Here is a 24,536-nt window from a genome sequence, read left to right as displayed (position 1 = left end):
ATGGTACTGCAGGGGGGACCCTGTGGGAGAGTAGGACGCCGCCGAACAAATATTGAGGAAAACCCCGCATCTTCGGATGCGGGGTTTTCTGCGTTTAGGGTTCACGTATGCGCTATGACATGGTGATCTTCGACAATGACGGCGTTCTCGTCGACAGCGAGCCCCTCTCCAACCGGCTTTTGGCGGCCTATCTCACCGAGCTCGGGCATCCGACCTCCTACGAGGACTCCCTGCGCGACTACATGGGCGCCGCCATGCACCGCGTGCACGACCTGGTGGCGGAGCGGACCGGGCAGCGGTTGCCGGGTGACTTCGACGACGTCTTCCACGGTCGGGTGTTCGCCGCTTTCGAGCGGGAGTTGAAGGCGGTGCCCGGCGCCGTGGACGTACTCGGGAAGCTGGTGGCGGAGGGGGTGCCGTACTGCGTGGCCTCGTCCGGGAGTCATGAGCGGATCAGGGTGGGGCATCGCGCGGCTGGGCTCGAGCGGTGGTTCGATGATGGGCGGATCTTCAGTTCCGAGGATGTGGGGCGTGGGAAGCCGGCGCCTGATCTCTTCCTGTACGCGGCCGAGCGGATGGGAGTGGCGCCGGAGCGGTGTGTCGTCGTCGAGGACAGTCCGCTGGGGGTGCGGGCGGCGGTCGCGGCCGGGATGGATGTGTACGGGTTCACCGCCATGACGCCGGCGGCGAGGCTGAGTGGGGCGACGCGACTCTTCGGCGACATGGGGGAGTTGGCGGAGCTGCTGATCTGAGCCCGGTCCTGAAGCTGAGGAGAATTCATCTTTGGCTGGATATACCGAGCGGTACCTCGGGGCCCTACGCTCGCCGCCATGACTCGTGTGCTGCGGCGCGGTAGGGCCTCGTTGGCGTTCGGCTTCTTCGCCCAGGGCGTTGCGTTCGCACTTCTGGTGACGCGGATTCCGGCCATCCAGGACCGGTACGGAGTCTCCGACGCGCTGCTGCCGGCGTTTCTGGCCGCGGTGCCGGTGCTGGCCGGCGTCGGGAGCGTGGCGACGGAGCGGCTGGTGAGGCGCATACGGCCCAGCTCGGTGCTGCGGTGGTCCCAGCCGGTGGTGCTGCTGGCGCTGCTGGGGGTGGGCGCCGGTGAGCGGATGGTGGAGCTGGCGGTGGCGCTCGCCGCGTTCGGGCTCGCGGTGGGGGCGCTGGATGCCTCGATGAACATGCTGGGGGTGAGCCTGCAGCGGTCGTACGGGCGCAGCATCATGCTCGGCTTCCATGCCGCGTACAGCCTGGGCGGGATCGTAGGGGCATCGTTGGCGTGGGTGGGGGCGCACTGGGGGCTGGCGCTGGTCGTGTCATATCTGCCGGTGGTGGGGGTGCTGGTGCCGGCGGCGCTGGTGGGGAGCCGGTGGTACGTCGACGGGGGTGGCGCCGAGGCGGGTGCCGGTGCGGGCGCCGGTGAGGCGGGCGGCGTCGTCTTCCGGGCGCTGCTGCCCTTGTGTCTGGTGATGACCTTCGCGTACATCGGGGACGCGACCGTTTCCAACTGGAGTGCGAAGTACTTGCAGGACGTGCTGGGGAGCTCGGAGCAGATGGCGACGGTTCCCTACAACGTCTACATGGTCACCACTCTCGTGGGGCGGGCGCTGGGGGACTTCGGGGTGCGGCGGTTCGGCGCCGTGCGGGTCGTACGGGGCGGGGCAGTCGTCGCCGCGGTGGGGTTCGCGGTGGTGGCGGGGGCGCCCGGGGCGTGGGCCGGAATGGCCGGGTTCACCTTGGTGGGGCTGGGGTTGTGTGTGCTGGTGCCGCAGACGTTCGCGGCGGGTGGGAGATTGTTTCCCGGGGCCTCTGACGCGGCCGTGGCGCGGCTCAATATCTTCAACTATGTAGGGTTTTTGATCGGTTCGCCGTTGGTGGGGGCGCTGGGCGATGCCTGGAGCTATCGGGGCGCGATGCTCGTGCCGATGGTGTTGGTGCTGGTGACACTCGTGTACGCCCGGTCGTTCGCCGCTCAACCGTACCGATACGGTGGCGGGCATGAGCGGCCGCGCACAGCTGATGTGGGACGAGGCAGTAACGGGCTATGACTTCGGGCCGGACCATCCCATGGATCCGGTCCGGCTGGCGCTGACCCGGAGACTGGTCGAGGCGTTCGGGCTCGATCGCGAGCTGGACGTAGTGGCGGCGAAGTCGGCGGGGGAGTCGACGCTGCGGCTGGTGCACCGGGAGGACTACATCGGGGCCGTGAAGGCCGCCTCTGCGGACCCGCGGGCGGCCGATCAGTCGTACGGGCTGGGGACGTTGGACGATCCCGCGTTCGCCGGGATGCATGAGGTGTCGGCGCTGATCGCGGGGCAGTCGGTGGGGGCCGCGGAGGCCGTGTGGCGGGGGGGCGCGCTGCACGCGGTGAACTTCGCGGGTGGGCTGCATCATGCGATGCCGGCGGCGGCGTCGGGGTTCTGCATCTACAACGACGCCTCGCTGGCCATCGCCCGGTTGCTGGAGCTGGGTGCGGAGCGGGTGGCCTATGTGGATGTCGACGTGCACCACGGCGACGGTGTGCAGGCGGCGTTCTGGGAGGACCCGCGGGTACTGACGATCTCGCTGCACGAGCATCCCCGGACCCTGTTTCCGCAGACCGGGTGGCCGGAGGAGACGGGAGCGGAGGGGCCTGCCGCGGGGTCGGCGGTGAATGTGGCGTTGCCCGCGGGGACGGGGGATGCCGGGTGGCTGCGGGCGTTCCATGCGGTGGTGCCGGAGCTTGTGGCCGGGTTCCGGCCGCAGGTGCTGGTGACGCAGCACGGTGCCGACACGCATTTCGAGGATCCTCTCGCGCACCTGGCGGTTTCCCTGGACGCGCAGCGGGCCGTGCAGGTCGCCTGCCATGAACTGGCGCACGAGTACGCCGGGGGCCGCTGGGTGGCCCTGGGCGGGGGCGGTTACGCGGTGGTGGATGTGGTGCCGCGGTCCTGGACCCATCTGGTGGGAATCGCGGCCGGGCGGGAGGTGGCGCCCGAGTCGATGATTCCCGAGGGGTGGCGGCAGGAGGTCTTCGCCCGTACGCGGCAGTTGGCACCGTCGCGGATGACCGACGGGCGGTGGCCGGTGGAGTGGCGGGAGTGGGAGGCGGGGTACGACCCTGCGGACCGGCTGGATCAGGCAGTGCTGGCTACTCGCCGGGCCGCGTTTCCGCTGCGGGGGCTGCTGGCCTGAAGGGGCCGGCCTCAGGGTTGCCGGCCCAGCGGCGTGCCGGGGCAGGGGCCTGCCGGCCCAGGGGGTGCCTGGCCCGCCTGGCGGTGAGGGCCGGCGCCGCCGCGGTAGATGGCGGCTCCATTACGCCAACCGAGCCCCGTATCCCCGTTCCCGCCCCACCTCCCCACCCAGGTCCGCCACCATCCCCCCATGCCCATCCTCACCCCGCCCGCTGCCCGAGCCCGACTGCGTGCGCATCTCCTGGCCGCTCGGCTGGCCGGGGTCGTGGCGACCGCGCGAGAGGAGAGTCTGCGGAGCTATCGGGGGTTCGCGGCCCGTGATCCCCGGTTGCTGATCGGGATTGATCCCGAACGGGCGTGGACCGAGCGGGATGTGATCGAGCTGATGGCGGACAAGTGCGGGGTGTCCGCCGATCCGAGGTGTGTTTCCGGCCAGGACGTGATTGACCCGGAACTGACGCTCGCCGCCCTGGAGGCGTTCTCCGAACGGCTCGCCGCCGTCGCGGAGCGTGGTGCTCCCGTGTTGCTCGGGACCGGTCACCCGCACCGGCTGCTCGGTTTCTACGGCGCGCTGGCGGACGCCTTGTCGGCGGCCGGATGTGCCGTCCTCACACCGGCGAAGGGTCGCTCTGTCGACATAACGACTAGGTTCGGCCTACGCACGTACAACCTCGGCTACGTACGAGGCGTCGCGATGGTGCAGGAACCCGGCGCGCCCGGCCCCTGTTGTGCGACCGGCGCACACACTCATTCCCCCCTCCCGGTTCGAACCGTTCTGGACGCGGTCGCCGAGGCCGGCGGGCCCCTCCCGGAGCTGGTCGTAGGGGACCACGGATGGGTTTGCGGTGCAGGTCAGCTGGGGTTCGAGGCCATCGGCCTGGCCGACACCAACGATCCGGCGCCGTTCGTCGGCGAGGCCGAGGGGCGGGTGGCGGTGGTCGTTCCACTTGATGACGCAGTGCGGTCGGATTACTACCGGCCGCTTACCCGCTACGTACTCAATCGGGCGTGTCTGTCACAGTAGGCCGCCGATCGGTGCACCTCTTCCCCACTCGCATCACCCGCCCCTAGTCTGGGGAGTGAGCACGCAGCGACGAAGAGTCACCGGAAGGGGAAGCCGGTGGCCGTCGAAGTCGAGTGCGGAAGGTACAGGTGTGTCATGGCTGCAACTGGAGATCAGAGGCCTCTGAGCGAGGTCCAGTTCCTTACCGTGGCGGAAGTTGCCGCGGTGATGCGAGTGTCGAAGATGACCGTGTACCGCTTGGTGCACAGCGGCCATCTGCCCGCGATCAGGGTGGGGCGGTCGTTCCGCGTCCCCGAGAACGCGGTTCACGAGTACCTCCGTGACAGCTATGTGGGGGTGGAAACCGCCTGACGGCGATCCGGGGAGATCGGCTCAGGGCACTTTCCGGTCTCCCCGTGCACCTCGATTACGACCTCAGCGCTCGGGCGGGTAGGCTAGCCCCTCGTAGGTCGTGTGGGCCCATGGCGCCCAAACACCGAGTGATGAGAAGTGAGCGAGGGTAGTCGTGGGCTCTGTTATCAAGAAGCGGCGCAAGCGGATGGCCAAGAAGAAGCACCGCAAGCTGCTCAAGCGCACGCGCGTTCAGCGTCGTAACAAGAAGTAACCGCTTTTAGAAGCAACACAAGCGGTAGATCGACGCACCGCAACGCCGCGAAAGCGTGGCTGTGGCCCCCCACCCCGTCCGGTGGGGGGCCACACGCATATTCCGGCGCAGGCCGCGCGCGTATGCCTGCTCCCGTGCACGGGAGACTCTGGTCGTACGACCGAGATTTCCCGTCACCTGCTGCAGCAGGCAGTCATCACAGCGCAACAACTAACCGCTAGGTTGACCGCAGACGGGAACTCGGCAGCGGTACGAGGGCTGGAAGGAAGGCGCGGATCTTGGGCAAGGTCGTGCTCGTGACCGGAGTGGCCCGCCAGCTGGGGGGCCGGTTCGTACGACGGATCCAGCGGGACCCCGAGGTGGAACGGGTCGTCGCCGTGGACGCGGTACCTCCCGAGCACCATCTGGGCGGCGCGGACTTCATCCGGGCCGACATCCGGCAGCCCACCATCGCGCGCGTGCTGGCCGAGACGGCCGCCGACACGGTCGTCCACATGGACGTCACCGCCACCGCGCTGGGCAGCGGCAACCGGGCCACGGTCAAGGAGACCAACGTCATCGGGACGATGCAGCTGCTCGGCGCCTGCCAGAAGTCCCCCACGGTGCGGCGGCTGGTGGTGAAGTCCAGCACCAACGTCTACGGGTCGGCGCCGCGCGACCCGGCCGTGTTCAGTGAGACGACCCCGCCCAAGTCGCTGCCCAGCGGAGGCTTCGCCAAGGACACGGTGGAGGTCGAGGGGTACGTCCGCGGGTTCGCGCGCCGCCGGCCGGACGTGGCGGTGTGCGTGCTGCGGTTCGCCAACATCCTCGGCCCGAGCGCCGACTCCCCGCTCGCCTCGTACTTCTCGCTGCCGGTGCTGCCGACCGTCCTCGGCTACGACCCGCGGCTGCAGTTCGTGCACGAGGACGACGTGATCGAGGTGCTGCGCATCGCCTCGCACGAGCCGCGCCGCGGCACCCTCAACAGCGGCACGTTCAACATCGCCGGTGACGGCGTCGTGCTGCTCTCCCAGTGCTCCCGGCGGCTCGGCCGCCCCACCCTGCCGTTGCTGCTGCCCGCCGTCACGTGGACCGGCTCATTGGTGCGTACTCTGGGCATGACGGACTTCTCACCGGAGCAGATCCGACTGCTGACCCATGGCCGGGTGGTGGACACGACCCAGATGCGCGAGACGCTGGGGTTCCAGCCGAAGTACACCACTGCGGAAACGTTTGCGGACTTCGCGCGAAGCCGCGGACCTGGACTTCTGCCGCCCGAGGCCCTTGCGGGGGCGGTCGCCCGCATCGCCGCACTGCCTGTCGCGGGCGGCGGCCACCCCCCGACGAAGAGCGCCAACTGAGGAGCGCATCAACGATGGCGGACGCCAAGGTCATTCCGTTCGACGACGACCGGTCCCGCGGGAGCGCCGCGCAGCGGCCGCCGCGGCGCGGCCGGAGCGGGGGGAGCCGACGGCCCGGCGGGGAGTCCGCACGGGTCCGGGAAATGGGCGAGGTGGGTGATGTCCAGCCCCTGCCCGGCCGCGCGCGTGCGCAGGATGATGTTCCCGTGCCCGACGAGGAACAGCGGCCGGAAGTGCCCTGCGAGGACGAGCAGCGGCCCCCGGACGAGGGCGGCCTGGAGAAGCGCGTCGCCGCGGGCCTCGCCTTCCTGCGCCGCCGTCTCACCGGCGACTACGAGGTCGACGACTTCGGCTACGACGCCGAACTCACCGACCAGGTCCTGATGTCCCTGCTGCGCCCGGTGTACGAGAAGTACTTCCGGGTCGAGGTGAAGGGCATCGAGAACATCCCGTCCGAGGGCGGCGCCCTGATCGTCGCCAACCACTCCGGCACCCTCCCGCTGGACGGCCTGATGATGCAGGTCGCCGTGCACGACCACCATCCGGCCGGCCGGCATCTGCGTCTGCTCGCCGCCGACCTGGTCTTCGTCCTCCCGGTCGTCAACGAACTCGCCCGCAAGCTCGGCCACACCCTCGCCTGCGCGGAGGACGCCGAACGCCTCCTCGGGCAGGGTGAACTCGTCGGCGTGATGCCGGAGGGCTTCAAGGGCATCGGCAAGCCCTTCAGCGAGCGCTACAAGCTCCAGCGCTTCGGCCGTGGCGGCTTCGTCTCCACCGCGCTGCGGCAGGGCACTCCGATCGTCCCGTGCTCGATCGTGGGCGCGGAGGAGATCTATCCGATGCTCGGCAACGCGAAGACGCTCGCGCGCCTCCTGGGCTTCCCGTACTTCCCGCTGACGCCCACCTTTCCGTGGCTGGGCCCCCTCGGTGCGATCCCCCTGCCCACCAAGTGGACGATCCAGTTCGGCGAGCCCATCCCCACCGACGGCTATCCGCCGGAGGCAGCCGAGGATCCGATGCTGATGTTCAACCTGACCGACCAGGTCAGGGAGCAGATCCAGCACACGCTGTACAAACTGCTGGTGCAGCGCCGCTCGGTCTTCTTCTGACCGCGTCCAGCGGATCACCGCGGCGCGGATACGACAACGGGGGCGCCCCTCTCACGAGGGACGCCCCCACAGCCGTAGGCCCGAAGAACTACTCGGCGTCCTCGGCGTCGAGGCCGAGGCCGGGCAGCAGACCCGGGAGCAGCGGCGGCACCGTGATGTCGGGCTCGGTGGCCGGTGGCCTGCTCTGGGACGGAGAGGCGCTGCCGATGTCCTTCGGCGGGTCGAGCAGGCCTCCGGTGTTGCCACCGAGCAGGCCGTCGGACTCGTCGCCGGTCTCGGCGGACCGGCTCGGGCCGTCGCTGCCGGTGCGGTCGCTGTCCGAGGAGCCGCTGCCGCTGCTGGGTGCCGTCGAGCCGCGTCCGGACTCGGTGGCTCCCGTGGCTGGCCCGCTGCCGGGGCCGCGCCTCTTGTGGTCCTCGCCGGCGCCGCCCTGGGCGGGGGGCTGCGGCAGCAGGGACTGCAGCGGGGCGACTTCCTGGTCTATGGCGTCGAACACCGACGACACCTGCTCACTCACATCGCCGAGCTGCACCGGAAGCCGCTCGCGCAGGGCGCCCCAGGCGTCGCGGTGCGAGCGGGAGAACGCGGAGAGCGCCTGGATGGGGCCCAGCGACTCGGGATCGCGTTCGTACGCCGCGGCCAGCAGCCGGCGGCCCTCGGAGGCGTCGTGCGTCATACCGGACAGGGCACGGCGGATCTCACCGAGCGACTCGTGGTCGAGGGGGCCGCTGCGGCCGCGCTCCATCAGCCGACGGGCCTCGCTCAGCCGGGTGGACGCCTGGTCGAGGTACATGTGGCCGCGCTCGTCGTCGCCGTCGGCGAGGCCGAGCTTGAAGTCCTCGATGCCGCGCTTCAGCCCGTACAGCGAGTCACCGGGGAGTGCCTCTCCGCTGGCGGCGGCCACTCCGCCGAAGGCACTGGCGGCGACACCTACGCTGAGGCCGCCGGCGGTGAGGCCCTTGGCCAGGCGCGTACGCGGGCGGAACTTGCCCAGCGGTGCGGCCCTGTGGGCGCCCCGGCCCCGCGCGGAGCGCTGCTCGGGGACGTCGGGCCCGGATGCCGCCGCGCCGCCTCCCTGGAGCATGGCCTCGAACTGAGCGACCAGCTGCGCCCGCTGGACGACCTTGACCTCGGGATCCAGCTCCGGCTTGGGCAACGCGCCAAGACCGGCCGTGAGGGCCAACAGGCGGCCCTGCTCGGTCGGTTGTTCCGTAGCAGCCGGGGCCGATTCCTCGGGCTGCTCGGCCGCCGTGCCCCGATCGGACTGCTCCTCCAGGGCCTGGGCGAAGGCGTTCGCCCGCCGGTGCGCCGATACGTTCGCGATCACTGGCGGCACCTCCTCTCGTCAAGACGGTCGACTCCCCAGGGGGTCCTGAGGGTTGCACGCCCCGGCCACAACCACACGATCGAGGGGTCGGAGTCGGCCAGGGAGTGACCACAGGGAGCCTGCATCCCGCACAACGAGCGGCGCGGCACTTGGGTTACGGACCGAGGAGGAACGGGCGGCGAAGTCAACAGTCTTTGACCGATGGTGAGTTGGGGATTGCGGAGCGTGTTTCTTCGGATGCGGCGCTCAGCGGGCGTCGTCGGGGAGGAGACGGGCGAGGGTGCGCACCGCGCGGTACTGCAGGGTCTTGATGGCGCCCTCGTTCTTGCCCATCACGCGGGCGGTCTCGGCCACCGAGAGGCCCTGGAGGAAGCGGAGCGTGACGCACTCCTGCTGCTGGGGGTTGAGCCGGCGTACCGCGTCCAGCAGTGCGGCGTTCGAGAGGGACTCCAGCACGGAGTCCTCCGGTGAGCGTTCGACCTCGTTGGCGTCGAGCATCTCGCCGGTGGTCACTTCCAGCCGGAACCGACTGGATTTGAAGTGGTCGGCGACCAGGTTCCGCGCGATGGTGACCAGCCATGCGCCGAAGTCGCGACCCTGCCAGGTGAACGTACCGATCCTGCGCAGTGCCCGCAGAAAGGTCTCGCTCGTCAGGTCCTCGGCGGTCGCCTTGCCGCCTACCCGGTAGTAGATGTAGCGGTACACGGTGTCGCTGTACTGGTCGTAGAGGCGGCCGAAGGCGTCGGCCTCGCCGGCCTGGGCGCGCTCCACGAGGTCCATCATCCGGGCGCTGTCGCTGTCGGCGGCCGGACGCCGTGCGGTGGCGGCACCGGAGGCGCGGCCACGTCTGCCGACCGCGGCGCTGCCGTCGGCCAGTGCGTAGCACGGGCCGACCGGCGCGGCGGTGGTGAATGCGGGGACGGCGTACGCGGTGGGGACGAAGCCGCGCAACAGGTCGTGGACCGTTGCGCGCAGCGTAGCCAGGCCCGAGGCGTCAACCCCGACGTGTGGGTACACGGGACTCCCAGAGGCAGAGCTTCCATCACGTGCAGTGCGGGACCTTTCACCCGTCGTAGCGACGAGAGGGGTACCGGTTTGCGTCTGAGGAGAATAACGCTTCGTACAGGCACTGCTACGCCCAGTTGCTCAAATCATCGATTACGTCGCTTCCGTAACCGATTGACGGCCGATCAAGTGCCGCAGAGTGACAGGTTGTTGATCGAACGGGCTCGACTTCAGGGTCGGTACGGGGCGTGTTGTGGCCGGGTGCGGGTGGGGGGACTGGAAGGTGCCCGGCGTGGGTACGGGGTCTGGATTGCCCGGCGTTTCGAAAGTGCTCGGCGTTGCGCCCGGGGTCGAGGTGGTCGAGCGGCCCGGCACGACGGGGTGCCGTCCGCGTCCAGGGCGCTGCCCTTCACGGCGCGTCGCATGGCCGGCCCACCGCCGCACGTGCGTACGGCGGGCCGTGGAGCCGTGGGGCCGACGCGGGGCCTAACGGCGGCGGCGATGCAGCGCGATCGCCGCCGCGGTCCCCCCGGCGACGGCGCCCACTCCCGCGGCGGCCGGGATCCCGACCTTCGCCGCCTTGCGCCCGGTGCGGTAGTCCCGCAGGCGCCAGTCCTGCTCCCGGGCGTGTTTGCGCAGCTTGCTGTCGGGGTTGATGGCGTACGGGTGTCCCACCAGGGAGAGCATCGGGATGTCGTTGTGGGAGTCGCTGTACGCCGCGCAGCGTGACAGGTCCAGCCCCTCCGCCGCGGCCAGCGCCCGCACCGCCTCCGCCTTCGCCGGGCCGTGCAGCGGCTCGCCCACCAGCTTGCCCGTGTACACGCCGGCCACCGACTCCGCCACGGTTCCGAGCGCGCCGGTGAGGCCCAGCCGCCGCGCGATGACCTGCGCGATCTCGACCGGGGCGGCCGTCACCAGCCACACCTTCTGCCCGGCGTCCAGGTGCGCCTGCGCCAGCGCACGCGTGCCCGGCCAGATCCGCTCGGCCATGTACTCGTCGTAGATCTCCTCGCCGATCGACTGGAGCTCGGCGACCCGGTGCCCCTTCACGATCGACAGCGCCGACTCCCGCACGTCCTGCATGTGGTCGGGGTCCTCGAATCCGGCCAGCCGGAACCACGCCTGCTGCCAGGCGAACTTCGCGAGATCACGGGTCTCGAAGAACTTCCGCTTGTACAGTCCCCGCCCGTAGTGGAACAGCGCGGCGCCCTGCATCACGGTGTTGTCGAGGTCGAAGAACGCGGCGGCCTGGTCGTCGCCGCGCACGGGGAACTCAGGCTCGCCGCCGCCGGCGACGACGGAGGTGTCCTGTGTCTTGCGCGCGGCCTCCGCCGCGGCCTCGCCTGCCAACACGCTCCGCGCCGTGGCGGAGCGCCTACGGGGAGTGAGCCATCCGAGAGCGGCCATGGCGTGAGCATAGCCATTTCGTTCGGAGGTTCCGGAGGCGCGAGGTTGGAACGCAGTGAACTCTCCGCGTCGGCACCGTTAAACGGACCGCCCGGCGTGGCGCGAGAATGGCAGGCATGAGCCCGATTTTCCGCCGCAAGTCCGCCACCCCGGGCGTGGCGCCCGCCGCCGCGCCCCAGGATCGCCTCGTCACGCTCGTCCGCAAGCCCGGCTGCCATCTGTGTGATGACGCACAGATCGTGATCGAGAAGGTCTGTGCCGATCTCGGTGTGTCGTGGGAGCAGAAGGACATCACCGAGGACCAGGACCTCCACGAGAAGTACTGGGAACAGATCCCTGTCGTACTGGTGGACGGCGAGCAGCACACGTTCTGGCGCGTGGACGAGGGCCGCCTCCGCAGGGCCCTCACCGGGTGACTCCCCAGTAGCTCACGGCCTGACCGGGCGCTCGGTCTGGCTTAGGATCGACGGCGACCTGGTCTCGGGGGCGGGAACTTTTTCAGGAGTGTGTTCGATTGTGGCCCCCTTCTCACCCCCTCACGGAGTACGCGTGACCCCGGTCACGTTGGCCGGGCAAATCGGACACCATCTTTGTGCACGCGTTCACAAAGACATAGCCTGCATTCGACGGGGCGGTCCGGGGACGTATGACCGCCCGAAGCCCCGCTCTACCCGCAGGAGCACCGTGGCAACTGGCCGAACTCACCGACCGGCGACCCGTAGCCGAGGGATTCCCGAGGCCACCGTCGCCCGTCTTCCGCTGTACCTCCGAGCCCTGACCGCGCTGTCGGAGCGCTCGGTACCCACGGTCTCGTCGGAGGAACTGGCGGCCGCGGCCGGAGTCAACTCCGCGAAGCTCCGCAAGGACTTCTCCTACCTCGGCTCCTACGGCACCCGTGGTGTCGGTTACGACGTCGAGTATCTCGTCTACCAGATCTCCCGCGAACTCGGCCTCACCCAGGACTGGCCGGTTGTGATCGTCGGTATCGGTAACCTCGGTGCCGCGCTCGCCAACTACGGCGGCTTCGCCTCCCGTGGCTTCCGGGTCGCCGCGCTCATCGACGCCGACGCCGCGCTCACCGGCCGTGCGGTCGCCGGGATCCCGGTGCAGCACACCGACGACCTGGAGAAGATCATCCAGGACAACGGCGTGTCGATCGGCGTGATCGCGACCCCCGCGGGCGCCGCCCAGCAGGTGTGCGAGCGGCTGGTCGCCGCCGGTGTCACGTCCATCCTGAACTTCGCGCCGACCGTGCTGTCCGTGCCGGACGGCGTCGACGTGCGCAAGGTGGACCTCTCCATCGAGCTGCAGATCCTCGCCTTCCACGAGCAGCGCAAGGCCGGCGAGGAGGCCGCGACGCCCGACGGCGACGCCCCGGCCGCCACCGCCCGCAAGCAGTCCGCCGACAAGGGGCCCGACGGGGACGTACCCGCCGTGATGCCGGCATGAGTCTGCTCGTCGTCGGACTGAGTCACCGCAGCGCTCCGGTCAGCGTGCTGGAGCGGGCCGCCCTGAGCACGGACGCCCAGGCCAAGCTGGTGCAGGACACCGTCGCCGCCGAACCCGCCACCGAGGCCGGGGTGCTCGCCACCTGCAACCGCATCGAGCTGTACGCCGACGTGGACAAGTTCCACGCCGGTGTCGCCGAGCTGTCCACGCTGCTCGCCCAGCACAGCGGGGTCGGACTGGACGAGCTCACGCCGTACCTCTACGTGCACTACGAGGACCGGGCCGTCCACCACCTGTTCTCGGTGGCGTGCGGGCTGGACTCGATGGTCGTCGGCGAGGGCCAGATCCTCGGCCAGATAAAGGACTCGCTGGCCCGTGCGCAGGAGCTGCACACCGCCGGGCGGCTGCTGAACGACCTGTTCCAGAAGGCGCTGCGGGTCGGCAAGCGCGCCCACACCGAGACCGGCATCGACCGGGCCGGGCAGTCCCTGGTCACCTTCGGCCTGGAGCAGCTGACCTCCGGCGCGGCCGTGGAGAAGTGGGCGCGGGGCAAGCGCGCGCTGGTCGTCGGCGCCGGCTCGATGTCGTCGCTGGCCGCGGCGACGCTGGCGCGGGCGGGGGTCGGCGAGATCGTCATCGCCAACCGCACCCTCGACCGGGCCGAGCGCCTGGCGCAGATCCTGAACCAGGCCGACGACACGGACGTGGTGGCCCGGGCGGTACCGATGGATTCGGTGCGGGCCGAGCTGACACGTGCCGACATCGCGGTCTCCTGCACCGGAGCCACGGGTCTGGTCATGCAGGCGGAGGAGATCGCGGCCGCGGTCGAGGGCCGCACCGGCCGCCCCGCGCAGGTCGAGGAGACGGCCGCGCAGTCCCCCGCGACGCCGAAGACGGACGCACGGCAGACGCCGTTGCCGCCCACTTCCGTGGGGGCCGACGAGAACTGCCCCCTGGACCTGACCGCTCCCGGCTTCTCCGTGATGGGGGAGGCCGCCGTGGCCGGCATGGACGCGGCGACGCTGGAGCAGCACGCCGCCTGGGCCGCCGGCAGCGCGGTCGAGCGACGGGAGGCGGCGCGCCGCACTCCCGAGGTGACGCCCGAACTGATCACCGCGCTGGCCGCGACCGTCGCCAGAACCGGCCGGATCCCCGAGTACCGCAAGCCCGAGCCGGTCGCCGAGGTGCCGCGCCCCGAGCCGGTCCTGTACCTGCTCGACCTCGCGATGCCGCGGGACATCGACGCGGCCGTGCACCGGCTGGCCGGCGTGCGGCTCGTCGACATCGAGTCGCTCGCCGAGGCCTCCGCGGACGCTCCGATGGCGGCCGACGTCGACCAGGTGCGCCACATCGTCTCCGACGAAGTGGCGGCGTTCGGGGCCGCCCAGCGGGCCGCGCACATCACGCCGACCGTGGTCGCGCTGCGGACGATGGCCGCCGATGTCGTGGCCGGCGAGATCGCCCGGCTGGACGGGCGGCTGCCGGGTCTGGACGACAAGCAGCGCGGCGAGATCCGGCAGGCCGTGCACCGGGTCGTCGACAAGCTGCTGCACGCGCCGACCGTACGGGTGAAGCAGCTCGCGGCAGAGCCAGGCGGTGCCGGGTACGCGGACGCGCTGCGCACCCTGTTCGACCTCGACCCCGAGACGGTGGCCTCCGTCTCCCGCGCCGAGGAAAGCATGGAGAAGAACGCACAGAACCGAGGGCCGGCATGACTGAGAAGGCACTGAGGCTGGGGACCAGGCGGAGCAAGCTCGCCATGGCCCAGTCCGGGCAGGTGGCGGAAGCCGTGAGCCAGGTGACCGGACGGCCCGTCGAGCTCGTCGAGATCACCACGTACGGCGATGTCTCGCGCGAGCACCTCGCGCAGATCGGCGGCACCGGTGTGTTCGTGACCGCGCTGCGCGACGCGCTGCTGCGAGGTGACGTCGACTTCGCCGTGCACTCGCTGAAGGACCTGCCGACCACGCAGCCCGAGGACCTGGCGCTGGCCGCCGTCCCGCTGCGCGAGGACCCGCGGGACGTGATCGTCGCCCGGGACGCGCTGAAGTTCACCGACCTGCCGCGCGGGGCCCGCGTCGGCACCGGTTCGCCGCGCCGGATGGCGCAGCTGAACGCGTACGCGCGCGGCCACGGGCTGGACATCGAGACGGTGCCGATCCGCGGCAACGTCGACACCCGGATCGGGTACGTCCACAAGGGCGAGCTCGACGCCGTCGTACTGGCCGCCGCCGGACTGCAGCGGATCGGCCGGATCGACGAGGTGACCGACTTCCTGTCGGTCGACACGGTTCTGCCCGCCCCCGGCCAGGGGGCACTGGCGATCGAGTGCGCCGCGCACAACGCGGACCTGGTCGCCATGCTCGGCGAGCTCGACGACCCGTTGACGCGGGCCGCCGTGACCGCCGAGCGGTCCCTGCTCGCCGCCCTGGAGGCCGGTTGCAGCGCCCCTGTGGGCGCGCTGGCCGACCTCCTGGCCGACGGGCAGATTGTCAAGGAAATGCGCCTGCGGGGCGTCGTCGGCACGACCGACGGTTCCCGCACGGTGCAGCTGTCCACCACCGGTCCCGTGCCCGACACGCACGACCGGGCAGTGGCACTCGGCCGCGAACTCGCCGCCGAGATGCTCGCCCAGGGCGCGGCCGGTCTGATGGGGGAGCGAGCACAGTGAGCCCCACCACCCTTCCCGCCGCCGGTCCGGAACACGGGCACGTCACCTTTCTCGGTGCCGGACCCGGGGATCCGGGACTGCTGACTCTGCGCGCTGTCGAGGCGCTGGCGAACGCGGACGTCATCGTCGCCGAGCACGAAGTGCTCGACGTGGTACGTACGCACGCCAGGCCCGGCGTCGCCGTCGTGAACACGGAGCCGGGTCCTTCCCCGGACCTCGGTCCGGGCTCAGGCACGCCTCAGCTGACGGTTGTTGACGGTACGTCAGCAACCGTCGGGGCCCCCGCGGTGCGGGATGCCGCACATCTTGTCATGGAGGCCGCGCGGGGCGGCAGGCGGGTGGTGCGTGCGGTGTCCGGGGACCCCGGACTGGATACCTACGCCGCCGAGGAGATGCTCGCCTGCGCCGCGGCGGGTGTGCCGTTCGAGGTCGTGCCCGGTGTCGCGGCCGCGGTCGGGGTGCCGGCGTACGCCGGTGTGCCGTTGCGGGACGCCCAGGGGGCGGACGTCCGGTTCGTCGATGCCCGGACGGCCTCCGACCGGTGCTGGACCGAGGTCGGGGCGTCCGACGGGACCGTGGTCGTGTCGACGTCGCTCGACGCCGTGGCTTCCGCCGCCGGTGAGCTGGTGTCCGCGGGGCGCAAGCCCGACACGCCGCTGACCGTGACGGTCGCGGGGACCACGACGCGGCAGCGGACGTGGACCGCGACGCTCGGGACGATCGCCCAGACCCTGAAGCAGGCGAAGGTGCTGCCCTCGCCGGAGGGCGGGCGGCCCGTGATAGCCGTGGTCGGGGAGCGTTCCGCCGCGGCTCGGCGTGAGCAGTTGTCGTGGTTCGAGTCCAAGCCGCTGTTCGGCTGGAAGGTGCTCGTGCCGCGGACCAAGGAGCAGGCGGCCTCGCTCTCCGACCAGCTGCGGTCGTACGGGGCCGTGCCGCACGAGGTGCCGACGATCGCCGTCGAGCCGCCGCGGACGCCTCAGCAGATGGAGCGGGCGGTCAAGGGGCTGGTGACGGGCCGCTACGAGTGGATCGCTTTCACTTCGGTGAACGCCGTGAAGGCGGTCCGGGAGAAGTTCGAGGAGTACGGGCTCGACGCCCGGGCCTTCGCGGGGATCAAGGTCGCCGCGGTGGGGGAGCAGACGGCGAAGGCGCTGGTCGCCTTCGGTGTGAAGCCTGATCTGGTGCCGAGCGGGGAGCAGTCGGCGGCGGGGCTGCTGGAGGACTGGCCGCCGTACGACCCCGTGTTCGACCCGATCGACCGGGTGTTCCTGCCTCGGGCCGACATCGCCACGGAGACACTCGTCGCCGGGCTGATCGAGCTCGGGTGGGAGGTCGACGACGTCACGGCTTACCGGACCGTGCGGGCGTCGCCGCCGCCCGCGGAGACGCGCGAGGCGATCAAGGGTGGCGGCTTCGACGCCGTGCTCTTCACGTCGTCGAGCACGGTGCGGAACCTGGTGGGTATCGCCGGCAAGCCGCACAACGTGACCGTCATCGCGTGCATCGGGCCCGCTACGGCCAAGACCGCCGAGGAGCACGGGCTCCGGGTGGACGTGATGGCTCCTGAGCCGTCCGTGCACAAGCTGGCGGAGGCGCTGGCCGACTTCGGGATGAAGCGGCGGGCCGCGGCTCTCGAAGCCGGGGACCCGGTGACGCGGCCGAGCGAGCGGCGGCCGGGGGCTCGGCGGAGGCGTACGACCACCTGACGGGTGCTTGGCGGCGGGCCGCCGCGGGCTGGATGCCCGCGGCGGCCCGCTCGCGTCGGGTGCCCCGGCGCCGTGCGGCGGCGCCCTGTGGTCGCGGGCGGTCCTGTGCCCGGCCGACGGGGTGTTGGTAAGTGGGGAGTGCGGGCGGGCGTAGCGTGGGCGTATGTCGAAGTACGGATCCTTTCCCGGTTCTCGTCCTCGTCGGCTGCGCACCTCGCCCGTCATGCGGCGCATGGTCGCCGAGACCCGGTTGCATCCCGCCGACTTCATCCTGCCCGCGTTCGTGCGGGAGGGCGTGAGTGAACCGGTGGCCATTGCCTCCATGCCCGGGGTCGTGCAGCACACCCGGGACAGCCTGAAGAAGGCCGCTGCCGAGGCCGTGGCTGCCGGGATCTCCGGGATCATGCTGTTCGGGGTGCCGGAGGACTCCAAGAAGGACGCGGTGGGGACTCCCGGGACCGATCCGGACGGGATCCTGCAGGTCGCCCTGCGGGACGTGCGGGCCGAGGTCGGCGACGAGTTGCTGGTGATGTCCGATCTCTGTCTCGACGAGACCACCGATCATGGGCACTGCGGTGTGCTCGACGAGTTCGGGCGCGTCGACAACGACGCGACCCTGGAGCGGTACGCCGAGATGGCCCAGGTCCAGGCCGACGCGGGGGCTCATGTCGTGGGGCCCAGCGGGATGATGGACGGGCAGGTCGGGGTCGTCCGGGATGCCCTGGATCAGATCGGGCGGGAGGACGTGGCCGTCCTCGCCTACACCGTCAAGTACGCGTCGGCGTTCTACGGGCCCTTCCGGGAGGCCGTCGCCTCCTCGCTGCGGGGCGACCGCAAGACGTATCAGCAGGATCCCGCCAACGTCGGGGACTCGATGCGGGAACTCGCTCTTGATCTGGAGGAGGGGGCCGACATGGTGATGGTGAAGCCTGCCGGGCCCTATCTGGACATCCTGGCGCGGGTCGCGGACGTGTCGGACGTGCCGGTGGCCGCCTATCAGATCTCCGGTGAGTACGCGATGATCGAGGCCGCCGCCGAGAAGGGCTGGATCGACCGGGAGCGGGCCATTGTGGAGTCGCTGACCGGTATCAAGCGGGCCGGGGCGCAGAACATCCTCACCTACTGGGCCACCGAGGTGGCCCAGAAGCTGGGAAGGGGCTAGAAGCTCCCTCAGAGCCGACTGTACTTCCCGATGTCCTCCGTGAACTCCTCGATCAGCCGGGGAGTGAGTGTGGGGCGGGTGTCGGTGATGGCCGTCAGGTAGTCCTCGGTGGTCGCCGGGAGGCCCTGGCGGTGGGTGACCTCCCGTTCGAACGCGGCCTGCGAGCCCTTGCGGGCCGCGAACTCGATGTCGGCCGGAGTGAACAGCTCGCTGGCCGCGACCAGTTGATCGACGTCGATCGCGCCGGCGGTGCCCGCGAGGTAGCGGGCCCAGATCGCGGAGCGGGCGGCCGGGTCCGGCGGGCCGATGGGGATGACGTAGTCGAACCGGCCCGGCCGCAGGAATGCCGCGTCCAGCGAGCGGACCGAGTTGGTGGAGCAGACCAGCAGACGGGCGTCCTGCTCGCGGAAGACGGGGATGAGCTTGAGCAGCTCGTTGGTCACCCCGTGCCCGGGATCGACCGCCTTTCCCGAGCGCGCTCCGGCGATCTCCTCCACCTCGTCGATGAAGAGCAGCACCGAGTCGAGTTCCGCCAGTACCGCGAAGGCCTCGCGCAGTGCGGCGGCCAGTCCATCGCTGGTGTCGGCCGCCAGCCTGGACGGGAAGAGCTCCACGAAGGGCCAGCCGAGGCGGGAGGCGACGGCCTTGGCGAAGCTGGTCTTCCCGGTGCCGGGCGGACCGAAAAGGATGATCGCCTTGGGCGGCAGGACGCCGTACCGCTCGGCCAGTGCCGGCTCCTGCAGGGGCAGCACGACCCGGCGGTCGACGACCTGTTTCTCGTGGCTCATGCCGGCCATCGCGCCCCACAGGCCCTCCGGCAGCATCCGTCCGCCCAGCGCGGCGAGGACGTCCGCGTCGGCGGCACCCGGGGGCTCGGCCTTCTCGTAGTAGGTCAGGCCCTCACGGGAGCGGTAGCCGGAATTCTCCAGGGCCGTCGTCCCCGCGGCCCCGGCCGGCAGCAGGGCGCTGACGTGGCGCACGCCCAGCGCGTGCAGGCGCCGCTCCAGGTCGGCGAGGAGGGCGCTGCCGATACCGCGCTCGCGCCACCGTGAGGCGAGTGCCACCCAGAGGATCCAGCCGCGCTTTTCGTACGCCTGGGCCATGGCCGTGCCGACCAGTTCGTCACCGACCACCGCCACCACCGCGGGCTGGCCGGCCTTGGCCGCCGCGATCACCTCGGAGACCGGGAAGACCGGGTCCTGGTCCGACCGCCGGCTCTGGTCCCAGAGCTGGATCGCCTGGTCCAGGTCGTCGTCGTGGTAGTCGCGCAGGTGCCAAGCGGGCATCGCCCACCGCCTCAGTCGACCGGCCAGGTGTGGGCGGGGGCGTTGAGATGCATGTAGTCGATGTACAGCTGTGTCATCCGGCGGAGCGCCTCGTGGCGGCCGGCGGCGGAGGCGGCCGCCCGGTGGAACATCTCCTTCTGCCAGACCGCGCCGTTGCGGGCGGTGACGCACCGCTGCTCGATGATGCCGAGCAGCGGCTCACGCCAGGCGTCGTCCATGCCGGATTGCTCAAGTCCCCGGTGGGCGAGGGGGAGGAGGCGGCGCAGGACGAGTTCGGGGGCCGGGACCTCGCCCATGCCGGGCCAGTACAGGCGGGCGTCGATGCCGTGCCGGGCCGCCGTGTGCAGGTTCTCCTCGGCGGCCGCGAAGGACATCCGGGACCACACCGGCCGTTCCTCCTCCACCAGGGCGCGGGTGAGGCCGTAGTAGAAGGCGCCGTTGGCGAGGGTGTCGGCGACGGTCGGGCCGGCGGGCAGCACCCTGTTCTCCACCCTGACGTGCGGCTTGTCGTGGGCGATGGCGTAGACCGGGCGGTTCCAGCGGTAGATGGTGCCGTTGTGCAGCGTCAGCTCGCCCAGCTCGGGGACGTCGCCCTGCTCCAGCGTCTCCAGGGGGTCCTGCTCGTCGCACAGGGGCAGCAGGGCCGGGAAGTAGCGCAGGTTCTCCTCGAAGAGGTCGAAGACGCTGTTGATCCAGCGCTCCCCGAACCACACCCGGGGACGCACCCCCTGCACCTTGATCTCCTGCGGGCGGGTGTCGGTGGCCTGCTCGAACAGCGGGATCCGCGTCTCGTGCCACAGCTCCTTGCCGAACAGGAACGGCGCGTTGGCCGCGAGCGCGACCTGGATGCCCGAGATGGCCTGGGCCGCGTTCCAGTAGCCGGGGAACTCCTCCGGTGAGACCTGGAGGTGGAACTGGGTGCTGGTGCACGCGGCCTCCGGGGTGATCGTGTCGGCGTACGTCCGCAGCCGGTCGACGCCGTCCACCTCGATCCGCAGGTCCTCGCCCCGGGCCGCGAAGACCTGGTCGTTGAGCAGCCGGTAGCGCGGGTTCTCCGACAGGGCGCGCTCACCGGCGTGCTGCTGCTGGAGCGTGGGAAGGATGCCGATCATGATCAGCCGGGCGCCCACCGACCTGGCGCGCTCGTCGGCATGGTTCAGCGCGGCGCGGACCTCCGACTCCCAGGAGTCCGGGCCGCCCTCGGTCAGACGGCGCGGCGGAACGTTGATCTCCAGATTGAACCGGCCCAGCTCCGTGGACCACGCGGGGTCCGCTATCGCCTCCAGCACGTCGCTGTTGCGCATCGCCGGCTCGGCGTCGTCGTCGACCAGGTTCAGCTCGATCTCCAGTCCGACCTGCGGACGCTCCGACTCGAACCGTGACTCGCGCAGCATCTGGGCGAAGGCGTCGAGGCACTGCTGCACCTTGATCCGGTACCGGCGGCGGTCCTCGCGGGTGAAGACCACCGCCGGAACGTCCCGTCCCATCGGGCCTCCCGAGTCCCCTCGGAAACCTGTTGCCTCCAGCGTCGCACCAGGGGAGCGAGATGTCAGCGCCAGCCGAACCGGCGGTCCACCACCGCCGAGAACTCCTCCAGCGTGAGCACCGCGTCCCCGTTCTGGTCGGCCGCGTCGAACAGCGCGGACGAGGCGTCGGTGTCCCCCACACCCCAGAAGGGCAGCACCCCCGAGGCCGCGAGGGTCGGGCCCTTGGTCCGCAGGGCGACGATCACCTCCTCGCGGGTCAGGATCCCGTTCCTGTCCAGGTCAAGCGCCTCGAACAGCTTCCGCGCCTTCTCGCTCATCTGTCTTCCTCATTCCGGTCAGTCCCACCAGAAGGACCAGATTTCCTGGTCGATGAGTTGCCCGGCGTAAGCATCCAGGGACGGGGTCGCGCCCTGGTCGAGGTTGTCCGGGCAGAACGCGTAGTGCTCGGCCGCCACCGCCCGCGCCTCGTCGGGGGTGGTGGGCGGTGCCGCGACGGAGAGGATCAGCTGGTCGAAGGTGAGCGCGACGACACGCACGCCGAAGCGGTCCTCCCAGGAGCGGAGCACCGCGCTGATGCGGGCCACGTCCCCCTCGTGATTGACGGGGCCCGACCAGCCGATCGCCGCGGGGATGTCCGCACTGCGACGGGCGGGGACCAGGGCGACGCGGGGTTCCTTGAGCCAGGTTCCGTCCGTGAGCAGGTGGTCGGCGAGGTCCGCGGCCAGCGCGTCGGGGTCGGGGGCGGGGGTGACCACCCGGGGTTCGGGGGCCAGGCCCGGCCACTCGTCGTCCTCGGTGTCCTCCCAGTACTCGGACAGTACCTCTTCCGGGTCGTGGTCTCCGGGGTACGAGGTGTCACCCGGCATCAGTTCCCAGGCCTCGGGGCCGCCCTGGCTGCCGCCCACGTCCATGAGGAGCGGAAGCAGGCCTGCGGTGCGGGCCCCTTGCAGCGCCGTCCAGTCACCGGGGGTCGCGGGTTGCGAGGCGTGCCACAGCAGCGGCTCGTGCCAGAAACCCTCGTCCGTGACGTCGATCAAGGTCCCGGGCGGAAGTCTGAGGCCGAGGGAACGGCCGCTCGGGTCGGTCGCCAGCGTGGGTAGCGGGTTCGGAAGAGTCGCCATGTCGGTGACTGTAAAGCCGCCCACTGACAGTGGGCCCCGAGGGAGCGGGCGGAGAGGCAACGGTTCGAGATCGTTCCAGCCTCGAAGCGGCGTAGAGACTGCAACGGATCGCGCACGGTTCGGCCGCTGCTGGGTGTCGTGGTCCCGTCCCCGCCCCGCCGCTCCGTGCGAGTGTGCCCTGCCGTCCGGAGATCTTGGTGCGATGTGCCCGGAAAAGAGACGGCTGCCGGCCCTCGGAGGCGCGCGGTCCGAGCCGGCCGGGGACTGGATGGGGCCGGGCCTATCGAGTTGACGGGATCGCGTCAGGTACATACGGTCTGCGTCTGGCCGGATCCGATCGGTGAGGCTTCCGTACATCGATCCCTGGGGGGACGCAATGAACTGGTTCATCGAAGTCGTCAAGAAGTACGCGGTGTTCAGCGGGCGCGCGCGTCGCAAGGAATACTGGATGTACGTGCTGGTCTACGTGATCCTCGCCGTCGTGCTGGCGATCGTCGACTTCGCCGTCATCGGCTCGCAGATCCTCGGCGCCATTCTGGCCCTCGGCCTCCTGCTGCCCTCTCTGGGCGTCACGGTTCGGCGACTGCACGACACCGGCCGTACGGGCTGGTGGATCCTCATCGGCCTCGTTCCGCTCGTCGGCTCGATCGTGCTGCTGGTCTTCATGTGCCTCGAGGGCGAGACGGGCGGCAACAAGTACGGCGAGAACCCGAAGTTGGCTCCGGCCCACGCCTGACGCACCCACGCACCACCCTGGCCGCCCGGTTCCGCCGGGCGGCCTTCTGCTGTGCGGGCGGCGCGGCCGGGTCCAGCGGGCCGCGATGCTGCGCGTGCGGTAGGGCGTGGTGCGCTACCGCGTGGCGCGGTGTTCGGGCGGGACTCAGAGACGCTCGGGCGTCCTGATGCCCAGCAGGGCCATGCCCTGGTGGAGGGTGCGAGCCGTGAGGTCGCAGAGGAACAGGCGGTTCTCGGCGATGTCCTTCGGAGGCTCCGGCTTGATCACCGGGCACTTGTCGTAGAACGACGTGAACAGCGACGCCAGTTGGTACAGGTACGCCGTCATCTTGTGCGGGGCGTACTCCGCCGCTGCCTCCGTCACCGTCTCCGCGAACGCGTCCAGGTGCAGGCCCAGCGCGCGCTCCGCCTCGTGCAGGTCCAGCTCCGGGTGGGGCTCGGGGCGACTCTCGCCGGCCTTGCGCAGGATCGACCGGATCCGGGCGTAGGCGTACTGGAGGTAGACGGAGGTGTCGCCGTTCAGCGAGACCATCTGGTCCAGGTCGAACTTGTAGTCACGGCTGGCCGAGGTCGACAGGTCGGCGTACTTCACCGCGCCGATGCCCACCTGGGTGCCGCGCTCGGCGACTTCCTCCTCGGAGAGCTGCCGCTGGGTGTCCTTCTCCCGCACCACCGCCGTGGCGCGGTCGATCGCCTCGTCCAGGAGGTCGACCAGGCGGACCGTCTCGCCCTCACGGGTCTTGAAGGGCTTGCCGTCCTTGCCGAGGACAGTGCCGAAAGCCAACTGGTACGCCTTCACGTCGCCGTTGAGCCAGCCCGCCTTGCGCGCGGTCTCGAAGACCATCTTGAAGTGCAGGGACTGGCGGGCGTCCACGACGTAGATCAGGCTGTTCGCCTTCAGGTTGAAGACGCGGTCGCGGATCGCGGAGAGGTCGGTCGCCGCGTAGCCGTAACCACCGTCCGACTTCTGGACGATCAGCGGGACCGGGTTGCCGTCCGGGCCCTTGATGTCGTCGAAGAAGACACAGAGGGCGCCCTCGGAGCGGACCGCCACGCCCGACTCCTCCAGCAGCCGGCAGGTCTCCGCGAGCATGTCGTTGTAGCCCGACTCGCCGACGATGTCCGGGTCGCGGACCTCCATGTCCAGCTTCTCGAAGACGGAGAAGAAGTAGATCTTCGACTCGTCGACGAACTTCTGCCACATGGCGAGCGTGTGCGGGTCACCCGCCTGGAGGTCGACCACCCTGCGGCGTGCCCTCGTCTTGAACTCCTCGTCGGAGTCGAACAGCTTGCGGGCGGCCTTGTAGAGGCGGTCGAGGTTCGACATCGCCTCCTCGCCGCTGACTTCGGAGGCCTTGTGGTCCAACTCGTGCGGGTGCTCGTCCAGGTACTGGATGAGCATGCCGAACTGGGTACCCCAGTCGCCGATGTGGTGCCGGCGGACGACGTTCTCGCCGGTGAACTCCAGGAGCTGGACGACCGAGTCACCGATCACCGCGGAGCGCAGGTGGCCGACGTGCATCTCCTTCGCCACGTTCGGCTGGGCGTAGTCGATGACCGTGGTGCCGGGCGCGTCCGCGTAGGGGGCACCGAGACGCTGGGGGTCCGCGTACCGCGCGGCCAGGTTCTCCGTGATCGCCTTGTCGGTGAGCGTGATGTTGAGGAAGCCGGGGCCGGAGACCTCGATGTCCTTGATCACGTCACCGGACGTGACCTGCGCGACCACCTGGGTCGCCAGGTCCCGGGGGTTCGCCTTCGCCTTCTTGGCCAGCGCGAGGATGCCGTTGGCCTGGAAGTCGGCCCGGTCGCTTCGTCGCAGCAGCGGGTCCGCGTCCGCGGCCGGCAGGGTGGCCGAGAGGGCGTCCGTGAGGCGCTGGTTGACGAGATCGGTGAGCGACGTGACCGAGGCCATAGGAGTGGGTGCCCGTTC

General features: G+C 70.5%; 23 protein-coding genes. 15 read left to right on the top strand and 8 right to left on the bottom strand.

Going from position 1 to position 24,536, the window contains the following annotated elements; genetic code table 11:
• The first annotated feature begins 107 nt into the window (after positions 1 to 107).
• The 8 genes from ACIHCM_RS31405 to ACIHCM_RS31370 all read left to right on the top strand — a co-directional run bounded on the left by ACIHCM_RS31405 (position 108) and on the right by ACIHCM_RS31370 (position 7,250).
• Positions 108 to 752: an HAD family hydrolase gene (locus ACIHCM_RS31405; protein WP_399903269.1), complete on the top strand. Its 645-nt coding sequence runs from the start codon at positions 108 to 110 to the stop codon at positions 750 to 752.
• 78 nt (positions 753 to 830) lie between these two features.
• The gene (locus tag ACIHCM_RS31400; protein WP_399903266.1) at positions 831 to 2,048 is read left to right on the top strand and encodes an MFS transporter; all 1,218 of its coding nucleotides are present in this window, start codon (positions 831 to 833) and stop codon (positions 2,046 to 2,048) included.
• On the top strand, positions 1,999 to 3,174 hold the full coding sequence (locus ACIHCM_RS31395; RefSeq protein ID WP_399903264.1) for an acetoin utilization protein AcuC: 1,176 nt from the start codon (positions 1,999 to 2,001) through the stop codon (positions 3,172 to 3,174). Before ACIHCM_RS31400 ends, ACIHCM_RS31395 begins: the two co-directional genes overlap by 50 nt.
• A 189-nt stretch (positions 3,175 to 3,363) precedes the next feature.
• Positions 3,364 to 4,197, top strand: coding sequence for a phosphatase (locus ACIHCM_RS31390; protein ID WP_399903261.1), 834 nt, complete (start codon positions 3,364 to 3,366; stop codon positions 4,195 to 4,197).
• Positions 4,198 to 4,332: 135 nt separating this feature from the next.
• The gene (locus tag ACIHCM_RS31385; protein WP_393112670.1) at positions 4,333 to 4,548 is read left to right on the top strand and encodes a helix-turn-helix domain-containing protein; all 216 of its coding nucleotides are present in this window, start codon (positions 4,333 to 4,335) and stop codon (positions 4,546 to 4,548) included.
• 154 nt (positions 4,549 to 4,702) lie between these two features.
• Positions 4,703 to 4,801, top strand: a complete 99-nt coding sequence (locus ACIHCM_RS31380) for a 30S ribosomal protein bS22 (protein ID WP_003948845.1) — start codon at positions 4,703 to 4,705, stop codon at positions 4,799 to 4,801.
• 278 nt (positions 4,802 to 5,079) lie between these two features.
• Positions 5,080 to 6,141 carry an NAD-dependent epimerase/dehydratase family protein gene (locus tag ACIHCM_RS31375; RefSeq protein ID WP_399903258.1) on the top strand — a complete coding sequence of 354 codons (1,062 nt, stop codon included), beginning with the start codon at positions 5,080 to 5,082 and terminating at the stop codon, positions 6,139 to 6,141.
• A 14-nt stretch (positions 6,142 to 6,155) separates the two neighbouring features.
• Positions 6,156 to 7,250, top strand: coding sequence for a lysophospholipid acyltransferase family protein (locus ACIHCM_RS31370; RefSeq protein ID WP_399903255.1), 1,095 nt, complete (start codon positions 6,156 to 6,158; stop codon positions 7,248 to 7,250).
• A gap of 88 nt (positions 7,251 to 7,338) precedes the next feature.
• On the opposite strand, the gene ACIHCM_RS31365 is transcribed toward ACIHCM_RS31370, so the two are convergent.
• The 3 genes from ACIHCM_RS31365 to ACIHCM_RS31355 all read right to left on the bottom strand — a co-directional run bounded on the left by ACIHCM_RS31365 (position 7,339) and on the right by ACIHCM_RS31355 (position 10,989).
• On the bottom strand, positions 7,339 to 8,577 hold the full coding sequence (locus tag ACIHCM_RS31365; RefSeq protein ID WP_399903252.1) for a DUF5667 domain-containing protein: 1,239 nt from the start codon (positions 8,575 to 8,577) through the stop codon (positions 7,339 to 7,341).
• A 246-nt stretch (positions 8,578 to 8,823) separates the two neighbouring features.
• Positions 8,824 to 9,594 (bottom strand): ECF subfamily RNA polymerase sigma factor, BldN family, encoded by a 771-nt coding sequence (locus tag ACIHCM_RS31360; RefSeq protein WP_399903249.1) that lies wholly within the window; start codon positions 9,592 to 9,594, stop codon positions 8,824 to 8,826.
• A gap of 474 nt (positions 9,595 to 10,068) precedes the next feature.
• On the bottom strand, positions 10,069 to 10,989 hold the full coding sequence (locus ACIHCM_RS31355) for an HAD family hydrolase (protein ID WP_399903246.1): 921 nt from the start codon (positions 10,987 to 10,989) through the stop codon (positions 10,069 to 10,071).
• A gap of 107 nt (positions 10,990 to 11,096) precedes the next feature.
• On the opposite strand from ACIHCM_RS31355, the gene ACIHCM_RS31350 reads away from it, so the two are divergent.
• From ACIHCM_RS31350 to hemB, 6 genes are all read left to right on the top strand, one after another.
• Complete coding sequence (locus ACIHCM_RS31350) at positions 11,097 to 11,405, top strand: glutaredoxin family protein (RefSeq protein WP_399903243.1); 309 nt, start codon at positions 11,097 to 11,099, stop codon at positions 11,403 to 11,405.
• 268 nt (positions 11,406 to 11,673) lie between these two features.
• The gene (locus ACIHCM_RS31345; RefSeq protein WP_399903240.1) at positions 11,674 to 12,438 is read left to right on the top strand and encodes a redox-sensing transcriptional repressor Rex; all 765 of its coding nucleotides are present in this window, start codon (positions 11,674 to 11,676) and stop codon (positions 12,436 to 12,438) included.
• Positions 12,435 to 14,153 carry a glutamyl-tRNA reductase gene (locus ACIHCM_RS31340; protein WP_399903236.1) on the top strand — a complete coding sequence of 573 codons (1,719 nt, stop codon included), beginning with the start codon at positions 12,435 to 12,437 and terminating at the stop codon, positions 14,151 to 14,153. The genes ACIHCM_RS31345 and ACIHCM_RS31340 overlap by 4 nt, the downstream gene beginning before the upstream one ends.
• Positions 14,150 to 15,109, top strand: a complete 960-nt coding sequence (gene hemC, locus ACIHCM_RS31335; RefSeq protein ID WP_399903234.1) for a hydroxymethylbilane synthase — start codon at positions 14,150 to 14,152, stop codon at positions 15,107 to 15,109. Before ACIHCM_RS31340 ends, hemC begins: the two co-directional genes overlap by 4 nt.
• Entirely contained in the window at positions 15,106 to 16,815 is a 1,710-nt protein-coding gene (locus tag ACIHCM_RS31330) for a uroporphyrinogen-III synthase (protein ID WP_399903231.1), read from the top strand. The genes hemC and ACIHCM_RS31330 overlap by 4 nt, the downstream gene beginning before the upstream one ends.
• Positions 16,816 to 16,978: 163 nt before the next feature.
• Positions 16,979 to 17,977, top strand: a complete 999-nt coding sequence (hemB, locus tag ACIHCM_RS31325) for a porphobilinogen synthase (protein ID WP_399903228.1) — start codon at positions 16,979 to 16,981, stop codon at positions 17,975 to 17,977.
• Between the two features lie 8 nt (positions 17,978 to 17,985).
• Here hemB and ACIHCM_RS31320 read toward each other — a convergent pair whose 3' ends face one another.
• The 4 genes from ACIHCM_RS31320 to ACIHCM_RS31305 all read right to left on the bottom strand — a co-directional run bounded on the left by ACIHCM_RS31320 (position 17,986) and on the right by ACIHCM_RS31305 (position 21,871).
• A complete protein-coding gene (locus ACIHCM_RS31320) occupies positions 17,986 to 19,263 on the bottom strand; it encodes an ATP-binding protein (protein ID WP_399903225.1) in 1,278 nt (425 codons plus the stop codon).
• An 11-nt stretch (positions 19,264 to 19,274) separates the two neighbouring features.
• The gene (locus ACIHCM_RS31315; RefSeq protein WP_399903222.1) at positions 19,275 to 20,750 is read right to left on the bottom strand and encodes a glutamate--cysteine ligase; all 1,476 of its coding nucleotides are present in this window, start codon (positions 20,748 to 20,750) and stop codon (positions 19,275 to 19,277) included.
• A gap of 62 nt (positions 20,751 to 20,812) precedes the next feature.
• Positions 20,813 to 21,067 carry an EF-hand domain-containing protein gene (locus tag ACIHCM_RS31310; protein ID WP_399903220.1) on the bottom strand — a complete coding sequence of 85 codons (255 nt, stop codon included), beginning with the start codon at positions 21,065 to 21,067 and terminating at the stop codon, positions 20,813 to 20,815.
• 18 nt (positions 21,068 to 21,085) lie between these two features.
• Positions 21,086 to 21,871 carry a DUF4253 domain-containing protein gene (locus ACIHCM_RS31305; protein ID WP_399903217.1) on the bottom strand — a complete coding sequence of 262 codons (786 nt, stop codon included), beginning with the start codon at positions 21,869 to 21,871 and terminating at the stop codon, positions 21,086 to 21,088.
• Positions 21,872 to 22,247: 376 nt separating this feature from the next.
• Here ACIHCM_RS31305 and ACIHCM_RS31300 point away from each other — a divergent pair, with 376 nt between their 5' ends.
• Positions 22,248 to 22,607, top strand: coding sequence for a DUF805 domain-containing protein (locus ACIHCM_RS31300; RefSeq protein ID WP_399903214.1), 360 nt, complete (start codon positions 22,248 to 22,250; stop codon positions 22,605 to 22,607).
• A gap of 144 nt (positions 22,608 to 22,751) precedes the next feature.
• Here the strand turns inward: ACIHCM_RS31300 and argS are convergent, their stop codons facing one another.
• On the bottom strand, positions 22,752 to 24,518 hold the full coding sequence (gene argS, locus ACIHCM_RS31295; RefSeq protein WP_399903211.1) for an arginine--tRNA ligase: 1,767 nt from the start codon (positions 24,516 to 24,518) through the stop codon (positions 22,752 to 22,754).
• Positions 24,519 to 24,536 lie beyond the last annotated feature (18 nt).

Origin of the sequence: Streptomyces sp. NPDC052023 (assembly GCF_044548465.1) — a bacterium.
Lineage (GTDB): Bacteria > Actinomycetota > Actinomycetes > Streptomycetales > Streptomycetaceae > Streptomyces.
The sequence above is the reverse complement of the archived record's forward strand: the minus strand, read 5'-3'. Positions and strand labels throughout refer to the sequence as shown.

Bases quoted from the DNA above. Each gene is read 5' to 3' on its own strand.
- ACIHCM_RS31400 (WP_399903266.1), top strand. From the start codon at position 831: ATGACTCGTGTGCTGCGGCGCGGTAGGGCCTCGTTGGCGTTCGGCTTC.
- hemB (WP_399903228.1), top strand. From the start codon at position 16,979: ATGTCGAAGTACGGATCCTTTCCCGGTTCTCGTCCTCGTCGGCTGCGC.
- ACIHCM_RS31305 (WP_399903217.1), bottom strand. From the start codon at position 21,871: ATGGCGACTCTTCCGAACCCGCTACCCACGCTGGCGACCGACCCGAGC.
- ACIHCM_RS31310 (WP_399903220.1), bottom strand. From the start codon at position 21,067: ATGAGCGAGAAGGCGCGGAAGCTGTTCGAGGCGCTTGACCTGGACAGG.
- ACIHCM_RS31370 (WP_399903255.1), top strand. From the start codon at position 6,156: ATGGCGGACGCCAAGGTCATTCCGTTCGACGACGACCGGTCCCGCGGG.
- ACIHCM_RS31350 (WP_399903243.1), top strand. From the start codon at position 11,097: ATGGCAGGCATGAGCCCGATTTTCCGCCGCAAGTCCGCCACCCCGGGC.
- ACIHCM_RS31340 (WP_399903236.1), top strand. From the start codon at position 12,435: ATGAGTCTGCTCGTCGTCGGACTGAGTCACCGCAGCGCTCCGGTCAGC.
- ACIHCM_RS31385 (WP_393112670.1), top strand. From the start codon at position 4,333: ATGGCTGCAACTGGAGATCAGAGGCCTCTGAGCGAGGTCCAGTTCCTT.
- hemC (WP_399903234.1), top strand. From the start codon at position 14,150: ATGACTGAGAAGGCACTGAGGCTGGGGACCAGGCGGAGCAAGCTCGCC.
- ACIHCM_RS31355 (WP_399903246.1), bottom strand. From the start codon at position 10,989: ATGGCCGCTCTCGGATGGCTCACTCCCCGTAGGCGCTCCGCCACGGCG.
- ACIHCM_RS31405 (WP_399903269.1), top strand. From the start codon at position 108: ATGCGCTATGACATGGTGATCTTCGACAATGACGGCGTTCTCGTCGAC.
- ACIHCM_RS31390 (WP_399903261.1), top strand. From the start codon at position 3,364: ATGCCCATCCTCACCCCGCCCGCTGCCCGAGCCCGACTGCGTGCGCAT.
- ACIHCM_RS31320 (WP_399903225.1), bottom strand. From the start codon at position 19,263: ATGCCCGCTTGGCACCTGCGCGACTACCACGACGACGACCTGGACCAG.
- argS (WP_399903211.1), bottom strand. From the start codon at position 24,518: ATGGCCTCGGTCACGTCGCTCACCGATCTCGTCAACCAGCGCCTCACG.
- ACIHCM_RS31395 (WP_399903264.1), top strand. From the start codon at position 1,999: ATGAGCGGCCGCGCACAGCTGATGTGGGACGAGGCAGTAACGGGCTAT.
- ACIHCM_RS31315 (WP_399903222.1), bottom strand. From the start codon at position 20,750: ATGGGACGGGACGTTCCGGCGGTGGTCTTCACCCGCGAGGACCGCCGC.
- ACIHCM_RS31300 (WP_399903214.1), top strand. From the start codon at position 22,248: ATGAACTGGTTCATCGAAGTCGTCAAGAAGTACGCGGTGTTCAGCGGG.